Source organism: Sulfurimonas paralvinellae, from assembly GCF_014905135.1.
Lineage (GTDB): Bacteria > Campylobacterota > Campylobacteria > Campylobacterales > Sulfurimonadaceae > Sulfurimonas > Sulfurimonas paralvinellae.
On record NZ_CP041406.1, the window covers coordinates 391,514 to 405,064 of the forward strand.

The following is a 13,551-nucleotide window of genomic DNA, read 5'->3' on the forward strand; positions in this document are numbered from 1 at the left end:
CTCCTAACTCTCTATAAAGAGACGCTCGACAAGCTGCTGGACATAGGTTGAGGTCTCTTTTTTTGTCGCTTTTGCTATCTTGTTGACATAATCTTCTAAAAGTTTATGATTGTTTATCGCTTTTTGTCCGTTGTGCTTGAGTTTGAGATATGTTCCATCATTTTGAAGTTCATGGGCGAGAACATTGTCTGAACACTGCAACTTCAGAATTTGAATGATCTTTTTTTGTGCCGCTTCATCTTTTACAGCTGTTAAAAGCTCGATTCTTCGCACAAGATTTCTCGGCATCCAGTCCGCACTTGAGATATAGACTTGAGTGGCATCGTTCTTAAAGTAAAAAGCACGGGCGTGTTCAAGATACTTTCCTAAAATGGAGATAACGCGGATATTTTCACTCACGCCTTTTATACCTGGTTTCAAGCAGCAGATACCACGAACAATAAGCTCGACTTTGACACCTGCCTGACTTGCTTTGTAAAGTGCGCGTATGATGTCTTCATCAACCAAAGAGTTGATCTTTGCAATGATATGCCCGTTTGCCCCCTGTCGTGTTTCATTATGAATGAGTGAGAGCAGTTTTGGTTTTATCTGTGACGGTGCCATATAAAGCTCGTTGAGCTTTCCTTTTTTACTAAAGCCTGTTAAGAAGTGAAAGAAGCGCGTGAGATCATTTGTTACATCATCCTTACTTGTCATATAACTCATATCTGTGTATATCTTTGCTGTGGAAGGGTTGTAGTTTCCTGTTCCGAGATGGGCATACTGTTTGAGCTTGCCATTTTTTCTACGTGTTACAAGGGCTGCTTTTGCGTGAACTTTAAAGCCTTTGATGCCGTAGATAACATGCGCTCCCGATTTTTCGAGTGCCTTTGCCCACAAAAGGTTATTCTCCTCATCAAATCGGGCTTTAAGTTCAACCATAACGGTAACCTGTTTGCCGCTTTCACTGGCATCCATCAATGCTTTTACGATAGGAGAGTTCGTACCTGAACGATAGAGTGTCATTTTGATGGAGACGACATCAGGATCTTTTGCTGCAACCTGAATAAGCTTGATGACCGGCTCGAAACTCTCATAAGGATGGTACATCAAAACATCCTGCTTTTCCAAAGTTGCAAATATATTTTCGCTTGTATCAAAAGGCGGCAGCGTTTTTGGTTTAAAAGGCGGCAGCAGCAGATGTGCAAAGTCGCGGTTGGAAACTATCTGCCAAAGCGAGGAGAGATTTAAAAAGGTATGGAAAGTATAGATATCGTCTTTATAGACATTCGTATGTCTGTTGATAAAGTTAATGATCTCATCATCGGCATCGGAACCGACTTCCAGGCGTACCATCTCTCCTTTACGGCGGAGTTTTAGACCCTCTTCGAGAATCTCCATAAAATCATCGGCTTCTTCCTCTTCTATGGCAATATCGGCATTTCTTGTTACCCGAAACGGCGCATATTTTATGAGTGAGTAACCCGGAAAGAGTTCATCGACATGTTTTTCAACGACACTCTCAATAGGGACATAGATACCGCCGTCAAGTTCGACAAAACGGTTCAAAACACGAGGAACACGGATGATGCCGAAGCGTTCTATGTTGTCATTGTCATTGTCGCGCAGTTTGACGATGAGGCCGAAACTGAGATTGTTAAGGTGAGGAAAAGGGTGTGTAGCATCAACGGCAATAGGAATAATGACCGGATAGATATTTTCGTTGAAGTACTGATTGACTTTGTGTTTTTCCTGATTGTTCAACTCCTCATAAATCTTGACGCTGATACCTTCAGGTTCGAGTTTTTTAAGAATCTCACTTCTGCAGTGCTCAACTACCTGCTGCTCTTGGTGGAGGTAGCTTCGTATCTCACGCAGCTGCTGCAGCGGTGTGAGTTTGTCTGGACCCGATACAATGATGCCTGCTGCAAAAAGCTTTTTTAGTCCTGCAACACGGATCATATAAAACTCATCTAAATTAGTACCGTAGATGGCAAGGAATTTAAGTCGCTCTAAAAGTGGCAGTGAATCATCCTGTGCCTGTTTTAAGACTCTTGTATTGAACTGCAGCCAGGAAATTTCACGGTTGTTATAGAGATTTGGATTTTTTAGATTGAGCGTTGTCATAGTTCGATAATCCTAATAAATATTTTTTCTTATTATATCTAATGAAGTTTAGAATAAGATTATTGGATAATACCTGTGCCTTTGTAATTGGCTGCATGGTAGATGGTAACACCGTTCTTTCGGGCATAGTATTCCATCAGCAGTTTTTGGATTGTCGGTTCAATGGAAGGTGCAAACCAGGCATTGTTACTGATGGCTATCATGTATTTTACATCTCCCTTGAAAAGCTGCGGCGTTGTCGCTTCATAACAGATGGCATTGCGAAACTTCACGCCTTTGATGAGAAAGTCTGTCGGTTCTTTGGCTGTTACAAAATCACTTGCTCCACTGAAAAAGGTATCGTTGATGAACTTCTGAGCAAATTTCGGCAGTGGAATATACTCACCAAAGGGAACAAGAACGAGTTTTTTGGCGACTTTATAGCTGCCTTTGTCAAATATATAGGTGACATTGTAGTTTTTGCCATCTTCTTTTAAAAGTGAACCGGCAACGATGGTGATCTTTTGAGAGAATTTTTGAAGCTGTTCTATCAATTTTGGTGTCTGATTCATAAAAAGAGGAAAGACGGATTCAGGAAGTACAACGACATCGTAGCCTTCATTGATGGCATGTTGAATTTCTGTAAAAACCATGTAAACGGTAGGCTCAAGTGCCTCTCTTGTCCATTTATACTCCTGCTTGATATCGGTTGCTACGAGTTTTATTTTCAGTGGTGCTTCGTGTTGCGGTGGATAACCGTAGTTGATTGCACCGATGAGCAGCAAAAGCGGCAGATATCTGTACACTTTGTTGGAGTTTTTGGCGAGTAAAGAGGGCAGTGAAAGTGCCAAGAGAACGAGTATGAGCTGATATTTGTACACACCGATGTAGCTGTTAACAAAGAGCAACTCAATCTGCATCCAGTTCCAGTTAAAAGGGTAAAAGTAGCTGAGTCCAAAAAGAAATAACGCTCTGATGAGAGCATTGTTAGTAAAAGCCAGCGGTGCAAAAAAGAGAAGATAGACAAACCCAAAACCAATGGTAACGATGGGTTCCATATAGCCGACACCCTGATACTTGAAACTGTATCCTATCCAATAAAACCAGAGCAGTCCGATGAAAAAACCTGCAACCAAAACAGAACGCTTGGGAATGTAAAGCATCATGCTGATCCCAAGGAGTCCAAAAATGGTGTTTAGCAGCTTGCTTGTCAGTCCGAAATATTCAAAATATATAAAAGCACTGAAAAATAGTGCTGTAGTAATGCCGAGCAAAATATCTTTTGTAATTCTATTCATTTTGAAATTGTACTCAATTTAGAAGCTTATTAGTATAGTTTTTGTATAATCCTCACAATTTTATCTAAAGGAACCCTCAGTCATGGAAATTATTTCGCAACTGTTACCGTTTATATTTTTAATTGCAATTATGTATTATGTAATTATTCGCCCACAACAAAAAGAGGCAAAAGCCAAAAAAGAGATGCTCGAAGCTCTTAAAAAAGGTGACAAGGTCGTCACTAACGGTGGATTCATCGTTGTTGTTCACAAGGTCGAAGAGAATTTCGTCTCTGTGAAAATGAACGAAGATACAATCGTAAAAATTGTAAAAGATTCCATTGCAAAGAAGTATGAGGATGAAGCTTAATTACCGCATAGTCATTTTCGCTCTTGCCATAGTTTTCGGTATTGTTTTTTCAATACCTTCTCTGTTGCAAACGCAAAATGGTAAAAAAATAACCTTAGGCCTTGATCTTCAAGGCGGTCTACATATGCTTCTTGGTGTTAAAACCGATGAAGCGATCAAAAGTCGAATCAAATCAGTAGCAGCAAGTGTCAAACACTTTGCGGATAGAAACGATATCCTGATAGATGGTCTCACTTTTGATGAGAACAGTGTTCGATTTGAAGTGCTTGACAGTGATGAACTGCAGGCTTTTAATGATTTCCTATCAAAGATAGATGGTGCAAAAACAGATATTCAAGGTGATGTGATCACGCTTACTTTTACACCGCAGGAAGTTCAAAAGATTAAAAAACTTGCCATCACGCAAGCTATTGAGACGATCAGAAACAGACTTGATCAGTTTGGTCTTTCTGAGCCGATAGTCGCACGTCAGGGAAAAGATAAGATTCTTGTAGAACTTGCAGGTATCAAAACGGCACAGGAAGAACAACGTGCGCGTGAGCTTATCAGCCGTGCTGCAAAACTTGAACTTATGGCAGTCGATGAAGCAAGAAATGCCCGTGTGTACAATATGAGTGATACAGATGCAGCGGCATATGGTGATGTAATCCTGCCCGATGCAAAGAATCCGAAGATCAAGTATCTTGTACATGAGATTCCTATTTTAGACGGCAGTATGCTTACAGGTGCCAATGTCGGTTTTGATAAGAACAACCGTCCTGTCATTGACTTTAAACTCAACTCAGAAGGTGCTGACATTTTCGGTGACTTTACCGGTAAGAATGTAGGAAAACGTTTGGCTATCGTTCTTGACGGCAAGGTCTTTTCCGCACCGAATATCAATGAACGTATCGGTGGCGGTGCGGGTCAGATCTCCGGAAACTATACTGTTTTAGAAGCAAAAGACTTGGCAATCGCTTTACGTTCTGGTGCACTGCTTGCTCCAATTTATTTAATGGAAAAACGTTCTGTCGGTCCAAGTTTGGGTGCAGACAGTATTAAAGCTTCGATGATAGCACTTATCGGCGGTTTTGCACTGGTTATTGTCTTTATGATCGTTTACTATCGCATGGCCGGTGTCATTGCAAATATCGCACTTATTGCCAACTTAATCCTACTCTTGGCTATTATGAGCCTTTTTGGTGCAACGCTAACGCTGCCGGGAATGGCGGGCATTGTTTTAACGGTCGGTATGGCAGTTGATGCCAACGTCATCATCTCTGAGCGGATTCGTGAGCTTATTTATGAAGGCAAGTCTATGCATAAAGCTATTGAAGATGGTTACTCAAATGCTATGAGCGCAATTTTGGATGCAAATATTACGACACTTATTGCAGCGGTTGTTCTCTATGTTTACGGAACAGGTGCGATCAAAGGGTTTGCCATTACGATGAGTATCGGTATCTTGGCATCGATGCTTACAGCGATATTGGGAACTCACGGTATTTATGATCTGCTTGAGAAAAAAATATCAAAAAGTAAAGACTACAAATTTTGGTTTGGGATTAAGGGGTAATTATGGAATTTTTTAGATATAAATCAGCCCTTAATTTTATGGGCAAATCAAAAATAGCAATAGCGATTTCGATAACTTTGATGCTGCTTTCGTATGGTATTTTATTTACGAAAGGTTTTAACTACGGTATTGACTTCGCCGGAGGAACAATTGTTCAGGTCAAATATGACAAAACGGCACCAATCAAAGAGATGCGTGAGAAGCTTCAAAGCAATAAGCTTTTTGAAAATGCTTCCATTACAGAGTTTGGTTCTCCTGATGAGGTTGTTATTCGTATGAAAACAACGACAGGCAATGTTACACAGGATATCGGAGACATCACACGTGAAGCATTGAAAGGTACCGGAAACTTTGAAATCCGCCGTGTCGATATTGTCGGACCGAAGGTTGGAGGCGAGCTGCGTGAAAAAGGCATTATGTCTATGCTTTTGGCGATTGCGGGTATTCTTATCTATGTTGCTTTTCGATTCGAGTGGCGTTTTGCCGTTGCTTCTATCGTAGCATTAGTGCATGATGTTTCCATCGCAAGCGGCTTTGTCGCACTCTTTGGCATAGAAGTGAATTTAGATGTCTTAGCGGCACTCCTTACACTGTTAGGGTATTCGCTTAATGATACCATTATTGTATTTGACCGTATCCGTGAGGGAATAGTCACTTCTAAAAACATGACACTTGAAGAGATCATCAATGAATCGATCACACGTACGCTCTCAAGAACGACATTGACTTCACTAACGACATTCTTTGTTGTATTTACGCTTTTCATGTTCGGTGGTGAGATCATTCATCCGTTTGCGTTTACGATGCTTATCGGTATTATCATCGGTACATATTCATCTATCTTTGTTGCTTCACCGATTCTACTTTGGTTTGGTTTCGATGTGAAAAAATATCATACGAAACTTGCCGAAAAAGCAAAGAGAGAAGCAGAAAAAGAGCGTATGCGTGCACAATTTGAATCAGGAGTGATGTAATGGACTGGGGTAAGGTAGTATATGTTTTTTTCTCTTTAATGAGTTTAACCTCAATTGCGGGGTTTTTATATGAAAATACAGCAATTTCTCTCTTTGTGGCGGCAAGTGTGAACCTTGTTTCTACGATCTTGAAGATTGGGGTTAGAAATCTGCTCTCTGCAGAGCTTTTGGCATCTTCTTTGGTAGCCGATCTGCACCTTATCCCTGCTTTTATATTTTTGGTCATTGTTCATGATGACTCATGGGCGATCGCCCTCTCTATCGGAGCACTCATCGCAAACATCTTCTCTATGGGACTTGTTTATATAGAAAGCTCCAAAACACAAGAAGAATATTAGGAAGAATGACATTGGAATACAGCGCACAAAATATTGAAAAAAAATGGCAAGAGTATTGGAAAATAAACGAAAGTTTTGAGCCTAGTGAGGATTTTACGCAGGAAAAGAAATATATTTTATCTATGTTTCCTTTTCCAAGCGGACGTCTGCACATGGGGCATGTGAGAAACTACTCTATCTCTGATGCTTTTGCACGTTATCACAGACAGCAGGGGAAAAATGTTCTGCATCCTATCGGTTTTGACAGTTTCGGAATGCCTGCTGAAAATGCTGCGATCAAAAACGGCTCACATCCAAAATCATGGACCTATGACAACATAGACTACATGAAAAATGAGTTTTACTCACTCGGTTTTTCATTCTCACGCAAGCGTGAGCTGGCAACCTCTGATGAGCTTTACACAAAATTTGAGCAGGGCTTTATCATTGATATGTACAATAAAGGTCTGCTTTATCGCGAAAAAGGGATGCTCAACTGGTGCCCGCACGATCAGACGGTCCTTGCAAACGAGCAGGTTGTTGACGGATGCTGCTGGCGTTGTGATACACCGATCGTTAAAAAAGATATGAACCAGTACTACTTCAAGATCACTGCCTATGCGGATGAACTTTTAAAAGACCTCAAAAAGCTTGAAGACGGCTGGCCGAAACAGGTGCTTACAATGCAGGAGAACTGGATAGGCAAATCAAACGGTTTGGCGTTCGATCTCTATTTTGATAATGATTCAAAAGAGAAACTGCACCATAAATTTGAACGTTTCGATGTCTTTACGACTCGTCCTGATACTATTTACGGTGTCAGTTATACGGCACTTGCTCCTGAACATGAGATTGTCACTTATATGATAGAGAACAAGCTCTTGGATGATGATATCATTGCTCAGATCAATGCGATGAAAAATGCCTCTTCAATAGATAGACAAAAAGAGAAAGCAGGGCTGTCTTTAGGATTAAATGTGCTGCATCCGCTTACCGGTAAAAGCATTCCTGTATGGATTGCAAACTTTGTTTTGATGGATTATGGAAGTGGTGCCGTTATGGCAGTGCCTGCTCATGATGATAGAGACTTTGATTTTGCAAAAAAATATGACCTTCCTATTCATGCCGTCATCAAACCTTTTGAAGGAGAACATGATTTTTCAAGATCTGCCTTTACGGAAGTTGGTGAGTTGATCAACTCAGGCGATTTTGATGGTATGAACTCTAAAAAAGCGCAACAGCATATCATTGCAATGTTCGAAGAGAAAGGCATTGGTAAAAAGACGACAAACTATAAACTCAAAGATTGGGGTGTGAGCCGTCAACGTTACTGGGGTGCGCCTATCCCATTTGTTCATTGTGATCAATGCGGTCTTGTGATGGAGAAAAAAGAGAACCTACCGATCGCTCTTCCTGAAGATGTGGAAATTACAGGTGAAGGAAACCCGTTGGAGAATCATCCGACATGGAAGTACTGCAAATGTCCTGAGTGTGGCGGTGATGCTACACGTGAGACAGATACAATGGATACTTTCGTCGAGTCAAGCTGGTACTTTTTGCGTTTTTGTGCATCGCCGCAGAACTGGGAAAAAGAGGCTTTTTCAGCCCAGCAGATAAAATACTGGATGAGTGTGGATCACTATATCGGCGGGATAGAACATGCCATTTTGCACCTGCTCTATGCACGTTTCTTTACAAAGGTCTTCCGTGATTTAGGCTATCTGGACTTTGATGAGCCGTTCGAGAGGCTTCTCACGCAGGGAATGGTACTCAAAGACGGTGCAAAAATGTCCAAATCAAAAGGCAATACTGTCGATCCTGATGCTATCATTGAAAAATACGGGGCTGATACTGCAAGACTTTTTATTCTCTTTGCTGCACCGCCGACACAGGAGTTGGAGTGGAATGACAGTGCTGTAGAAGGGGCGTTTCGATTTATAAAACGTTTTTTTGAACGAAGCACGAATGTTGTGCCATGTCAAAGTAAGCCGGAAATTGACCATGACAGTCTTTCAAAAGAGGAAAAATTTGCTCGTAAGAAGGTTTATGAAGCATTGAAACGTTCCGAAGAAGTATATAATGAACGTTATACTTTCAATACAATGATAGCCGGTGTCATGGAAGCGATGAATGCACTCAATGCGCAAAGCAATCCTGATGTTTGGAGCGAAGCATATTGGATTTTAACAGCTATTATGGAACCGGTCATTCCGCATACTGCATGGGAGATCAGTGAGAAATACTTTAATCTCAAAAACTTCGCACCTCAAGAGATCATAGAAGCGGTTTTTGTTGAAGACTCCATCTCGCTTGGTGTTTCTGTCAATGGAAAAAAACGTGGCGAAATTGAAGTGGCTGCCGATGCCGATAAAGATGCCATCATTGAAGCGGCAAAAGCCGAAGTGGCAAAATGGCTGGAGGGCAAAGAGATCGTAAAAGAGATCGTTGTTCCTAAAAAACTTGTTAATCTGGTTATCAAAGGATAATGATGAAGCGATATGCCCCGATGCTCAAACTTCTTTTACTCTTTTTATTTCTTTTAGAGTTGAGCGGATGCGGGTATAAACCAAGCTCCAAGTATTCACGCAATGTTATCGGTGAGAAGATAAGTACGAATGTTGTCATTTCGGCGCAGGACCCTGAAAATACCGTACTCATTAAAGATGCCGTTGACAGTGCGATTGTTGAGATATTTCACGCTTCACTTGTCGATCCCAGGTATGCCGATACACATTTGGACCTCAGTATCTCGGAGCCAAGGTACACGGCTATTGAATATGACACAAATGGATATGTTATCGCTTATCGTGCTACAATCTTGCTTAAGATTGTCCGCCGAACAAAGGATGTTACAAAAAGCTATACTGCAAAAGGAACTTATGACTTTTCGATAGATGCGAATGCGGTCATTACGGATCAGGAAAGATTCGATGCTATAAAATACAGTGCTAAAAAAGCGATCAGTTCATTCTTAGCAAAGGTTTCGGCAGAAGGTACAAGAACAGGAGAATAACATGACGATACAGACCATCATAAACAATGCAGTAAAACGACTTAAAGCGGAAGGGAAACTGCTTACGCCGGATTTTTATGCCGAGGCATTCTGTAAAGAAGCCGAGCGTGCTAAAATAAGTGTCGAAGATTGTAATCATGTTGAAAAATTTAAAGATATGCTCTCCAAAGATTTTCAAAAAGATCTGAAGAACTACCGTATTAAAACGATGAGTGAATTCGTTCGTTTTCTCATATCTAAACTGAACCGAACCAATCCTACCCAATGTTCTAATACTCTTGAAGCTCAGACTCATTTTTGTAAACGAGTCCTGCAGGTTATTACTGTTTTACACAATAAAGAAGCTGCGGAACTGGCACAAAACAGTATTGATCTGCTGGAAAATGCTGCAACACCGGAGCAGTTAGATAATTTTCGCCAGCGATGGGTCAACTTCATTACTACGTATGATGATACCTTTTTACAAAAACTTAAAGAGTTGGGAGATGTAGACAGTTCCGATCTGCGTAAAACTGTAGAAAACCTACATATTCATGCTCCAAAAGAGCCCAGCAGTGCTGCTGTCGATCTTCACAAAGTCTCAAAGCTCTTGGTGGCATCTTTTGTTCCTTCAATTGCCTCAAGTGTGAATGATACGATCGCAGATATCAGTGACAAGCTAAGAAAAAACCCTGAGATACTCGATAGTGAAGATGTTGAAAAAGAGATAAAAGCGGCTATCTCGCTTCGTATTGCTCTTGATAAAGAGAGTGTCAAAGAGATGGTGGAATCCATTGACGGTGTTTTGGACAAACTCTCTTTACGTCTTATTGATATGATAGAGAGCTCGGATAATTCAAATGCAGAGGTTCAGGCAATAAAAAAAGAGCTTGAATCATATACGGAAGAGTCTACTGCCAACTTTAAAGTAGCGCACAAAAAACTCTTTACTATTGCTGTTGCACTGGAAGAAAACACTCAACTGCTTTCCAAAGATCTTAAAAATCATAATAAAGATGTCGATGCTTTGAGTAAAAAAGTGAAAAAACTCGAAGAAGAACTTGAAAAAGCAAAAAAAGAATCGAAAGAGGATTTTCTTACAAAACTTTACAATAAGCGTGCTCTCGATGAATTTATGGAATTCAAAGAGGCCGAATATCAACGCTATGAAAGAAATTATGCCGTCGTTATGTTTGATCTCGATCATTTTAAAGATGTCAATGACACATATGGCCACGAAGCCGGTGATGCAGTTCTCTCTGCCTTTGCGAAAATTTTGAAAAAAGAGGCTCGAAGTGTCGATATCGTCGGTCGTTTCGGTGGAGAAGAGTTTCTTGCTCTTTTAAGTGATACAGACCTTCAAGGCGGTGTTACTTTTGCCGATAAAGTACTGAAACATGTAGAGAAATCCCGTTTTATGTACAAAGGCGATCGTATCAAGGTTACAGCAAGTGCAGGTGTGAGTGAACGTAAACAACATGTCTCTTTGGAAGCTACAGTCAACTCCGCTGATGAGTATCTTTATATTGCAAAGAAAAACGGAAGAAACAGAGTCGAGTATAAAAAGTAGTGCTACAAGAGTTCTTAGATGCTAAACCGCTCTTTTATGATGAGATAGATTATGATCGTATGCCGTGTGTTTATGGGCGTATATCATCTCAATTTAAATTTCCGAAAATCATTCATATTATTGGAACAAACGGTAAAGGCACTACCGGCCGTTTTTTAGCAACAGCTCTTTATAAAAAGGGCTACAGAGTCGGTCACTATACTTCCCCCCATATTTTACAATTTAATGAACGTGTCTGGTTTAACGGTAGCGATGTTGCTATGGAATGTTTAGAATCGACGCATAAAAAACTGCTTGCTCTCCTCACGCAAGATGAAGCTGAGTCGCTCAGCTATTTTGAATATACGACACTGCTTGCAATGCTTTACTATTCAGATAAGAGTGACTTTGTCGTTTTGGAAGCTGGACTTGGTGGAGAACATGACGCGACCGCTGTTTTTGCCAATGATCTGACCCTCGTTACACCCATAGCTATGGATCATGAAGCCTTCTTGGGATCTGATATAGAGAGTATTGCAAAAACAAAGTTAAATGCTGCTCAAAAGGCAGTTATTATTGCAAAGCAACGATATAAGGTTGTGTACGATATTATGAATGAACTGCAAAAAGAAAAAGGATTGCAGACATTTCGAGTGGAAGAACTCTTGGATGAGAAAGACCGTCAAAATATTTTAAAAATAGCCGAGCACGAAATATTGGCTACCTATCTTCAAACAAATCTTGCTTTGGCGATAGCCGCATTGAAGTATTTTAAAATTGAGTACAGTGTTGAAGATTTTTATAATGCAAAGCTTTTTGGAAGACTTTCAGTTTTAGAAAAAAATATTATAGTCGATGTTGGACACAATGTCTTAGCAGCAGAGTCTATTTCAGAGAGTTTAAAAAATAACAAATATACTTTAGTCTATAATAGCTACAAAGATAAAAACTATAAAGAGATATTGTCAGTTTTAAAACCAATTATCGAGACAGTCGAATTGATAGATGTCTATAATGCAAGAGTAGAAGAGAGTGGCTACTTGCAGCAGACTCTTGAAGATTTAGGTATAAACTATAGTAAGTTTAAAAAGTTAGAGACAGAGAAAAAGTACCTTGTATTTGGTTCTTTTTCAGTCGTGGAGGCATTTTTGAAGGTATATCGTGGATAAACATTTTACCGTAACCATTCATGATGACAATGGCTACAAACAGTTCAATCTGCATAAGTTTGTAAAAAAAGCCTTCTTATATGCAGGAATTTTTCTGCTTACGTTAGCGTTGATAGCCGTTGGAACCATTTTATATCTCAACTACAGTGTAGAGAGCGTTCAAAAGAAAAGAGATGCTATAGAAAAGGCATATTTGGAGATGAAAAAAGAGAATGCTGCGCTTGAAAATTCAATGAAGGCCACACGTTACTCTTTGGATGAAAAGAAAAAGCAGCTCCATCAGCTTTCCGATTCTCTTACTGAAATCGAAACTTTGATAGGTCTCAAACCCTTGGGTGATGAATCATTACAGGATCGTGTAAGCATTGCAAAATTAAGTTCTTCCCAAAGAGCGACACTGCTGCAGCTCATTCCCAGCGGTTCTCCTGTGGCGTATCGCGGTATTACAAGTAAATTCGGCTATAGAATTCATCCGACTTTGGGCACGAAAGAGTTTCATCGCGGAACAGATATGAAAGCACAGCTCAATACACCCGTTTATGCAACGGCAGATGGTCTTGTGGAGTGGGCGGGGTATCACAAAAGCAGCGGTTTTGGCCGTCTTATCATTTTAGAACATGTATATGGATTCAAGTCTTACTACGGTCACTTAAACAAAGTTGTGGTAAAATCCGGAAAATTTGTAAAAAAAGGTGACCTTATCGGATATACCGGTAATTCAGGGCTCAGCAACGGACCGCATCTGCATTACGAGATTCGTTTTATCCACCGAGCGCTCAATCCGTTTTATTTTATAAAATGGACGCAGCATCACTATAATGAAATATTTCAAAAGGAGAAAAAAGTACCATGGCAATCTTTAATAATGGCGACGTCGCGACTAAAAGTAGTTCCACAGATTCAAACACAACAATCATTACAGCCGGAGCAAAAATCACAGGAGAAGTTGAGCTCTCGTGTAATCTCTACATCGACGGTGAACTAGAAGGCAGCATTACATCTTCCAAAGAGGTAAATGTCGGTAAGAACGGTCATGTCAAAGGCAATATAGTGACAAATAGACTGGTTGTTCAAGGGTATGTCGAAGGTAGTGTTGAAGCGGACCGTGTTGAGATCAAAGCAGCGGGACATGTTAACGGTGAGATCACCTCGATTGAACTTGTGATTGAGTCAAAAGGTGTCTTTGAAGGGAACTCTATCGTAAAAAACAGCTCAAATCATGCGAACATAGAAAAAACAGCAACAGCAAAACAAGTATAATTC

General features: G+C 40.3%; 12 protein-coding genes. 10 read left to right on the forward strand and 2 right to left on the reverse strand.

Annotated features, from left to right (window positions below; all coding sequences use genetic code 11):
- Positions 1 to 3: 3 nt before the first annotated feature.
- Positions 4 to 2,106, reverse strand: coding sequence for an RNA degradosome polyphosphate kinase (locus FM071_RS02165; protein ID WP_193111400.1), 2,103 nt, complete (start codon positions 2,104 to 2,106; stop codon positions 4 to 6).
- A 59-nt stretch (positions 2,107 to 2,165) separates the two neighbouring features.
- The gene (locus tag FM071_RS02170; RefSeq protein WP_193111401.1) at positions 2,166 to 3,383 is read right to left on the reverse strand and encodes an apolipoprotein N-acyltransferase; all 1,218 of its coding nucleotides are present in this window, start codon (positions 3,381 to 3,383) and stop codon (positions 2,166 to 2,168) included.
- A gap of 82 nt (positions 3,384 to 3,465) precedes the next feature.
- Here FM071_RS02170 and yajC point away from each other — a divergent pair, with 82 nt between their 5' ends.
- The 10 genes from yajC to FM071_RS02220 are packed head-to-tail and all read left to right on the forward strand — an operon-like array spanning position 3,466 to position 13,548.
- Positions 3,466 to 3,732, forward strand: coding sequence for a preprotein translocase subunit YajC (gene yajC / locus FM071_RS02175; RefSeq protein ID WP_193111402.1), 267 nt, complete (start codon positions 3,466 to 3,468; stop codon positions 3,730 to 3,732).
- Positions 3,722 to 5,287 (forward strand): protein translocase subunit SecD, encoded by a 1,566-nt coding sequence (gene secD / locus FM071_RS02180; RefSeq protein ID WP_193111403.1) that lies wholly within the window; start codon positions 3,722 to 3,724, stop codon positions 5,285 to 5,287. The genes yajC and secD overlap by 11 nt, the downstream gene beginning before the upstream one ends.
- Positions 5,288 to 5,289: 2 nt before the next feature.
- Positions 5,290 to 6,261, forward strand: coding sequence for a protein translocase subunit SecF (gene secF, locus FM071_RS02185; protein ID WP_193111404.1), 972 nt, complete (start codon positions 5,290 to 5,292; stop codon positions 6,259 to 6,261).
- Complete coding sequence (locus tag FM071_RS02190; RefSeq protein ID WP_193111405.1) at positions 6,261 to 6,599, forward strand: DUF6394 family protein; 339 nt, start codon at positions 6,261 to 6,263, stop codon at positions 6,597 to 6,599. The genes secF and FM071_RS02190 overlap by 1 nt, the downstream gene beginning before the upstream one ends.
- Before the next feature lie 11 nt (positions 6,600 to 6,610).
- On the forward strand, positions 6,611 to 9,064 hold the full coding sequence (leuS, locus tag FM071_RS02195) for a leucine--tRNA ligase (protein ID WP_193111406.1): 2,454 nt from the start codon (positions 6,611 to 6,613) through the stop codon (positions 9,062 to 9,064).
- 2 nt (positions 9,065 to 9,066) lie between these two features.
- Positions 9,067 to 9,591, forward strand: a complete 525-nt coding sequence (gene lptE / locus FM071_RS02200) for an LPS assembly lipoprotein LptE (protein WP_193111407.1) — start codon at positions 9,067 to 9,069, stop codon at positions 9,589 to 9,591.
- 1 nt (position 9,592) lies between these two features.
- Positions 9,593 to 11,140: a GGDEF domain-containing protein gene (locus FM071_RS02205; protein ID WP_193111408.1), complete on the forward strand. Its 1,548-nt coding sequence runs from the start codon at positions 9,593 to 9,595 to the stop codon at positions 11,138 to 11,140.
- A complete protein-coding gene (locus FM071_RS02210) occupies positions 11,140 to 12,288 on the forward strand; it encodes a bifunctional folylpolyglutamate synthase/dihydrofolate synthase (protein ID WP_226960560.1) in 1,149 nt (382 codons plus the stop codon). Before FM071_RS02205 ends, FM071_RS02210 begins: the two co-directional genes overlap by 1 nt.
- Positions 12,281 to 13,273 (forward strand): M23 family metallopeptidase, encoded by a 993-nt coding sequence (locus tag FM071_RS02215; protein ID WP_193111409.1) that lies wholly within the window; start codon positions 12,281 to 12,283, stop codon positions 13,271 to 13,273. Before FM071_RS02210 ends, FM071_RS02215 begins: the two co-directional genes overlap by 8 nt.
- Positions 13,258 to 13,548, forward strand: coding sequence for a bactofilin family protein (locus FM071_RS02220; protein ID WP_264299370.1), 291 nt, complete (start codon positions 13,258 to 13,260; stop codon positions 13,546 to 13,548). The genes FM071_RS02215 and FM071_RS02220 overlap by 16 nt, the downstream gene beginning before the upstream one ends.
- Positions 13,549 to 13,551 lie beyond the last annotated feature (3 nt).

Excerpts from the sequence above, each read along its gene's own strand:
- secD (WP_193111403.1), top strand. The coding sequence starts at position 3,722 with ATGAAGCTTAATTACCGCATAGTCATTTTCGCTCTTGCCATAGTTTTC.
- FM071_RS02165 (WP_193111400.1), bottom strand. The coding sequence starts at position 2,106 with ATGACAACGCTCAATCTAAAAAATCCAAATCTCTATAACAACCGTGAA.
- FM071_RS02190 (WP_193111405.1), top strand. The coding sequence starts at position 6,261 with ATGGACTGGGGTAAGGTAGTATATGTTTTTTTCTCTTTAATGAGTTTA.
- secF (WP_193111404.1), top strand. The coding sequence starts at position 5,290 with ATGGAATTTTTTAGATATAAATCAGCCCTTAATTTTATGGGCAAATCA.
- FM071_RS02170 (WP_193111401.1), bottom strand. The coding sequence starts at position 3,383 with ATGAATAGAATTACAAAAGATATTTTGCTCGGCATTACTACAGCACTA.
- lptE (WP_193111407.1), top strand. The coding sequence starts at position 9,067 with ATGAAGCGATATGCCCCGATGCTCAAACTTCTTTTACTCTTTTTATTT.
- yajC (WP_193111402.1), top strand. The coding sequence starts at position 3,466 with ATGGAAATTATTTCGCAACTGTTACCGTTTATATTTTTAATTGCAATT.
- FM071_RS02205 (WP_193111408.1), top strand. The coding sequence starts at position 9,593 with ATGACGATACAGACCATCATAAACAATGCAGTAAAACGACTTAAAGCG.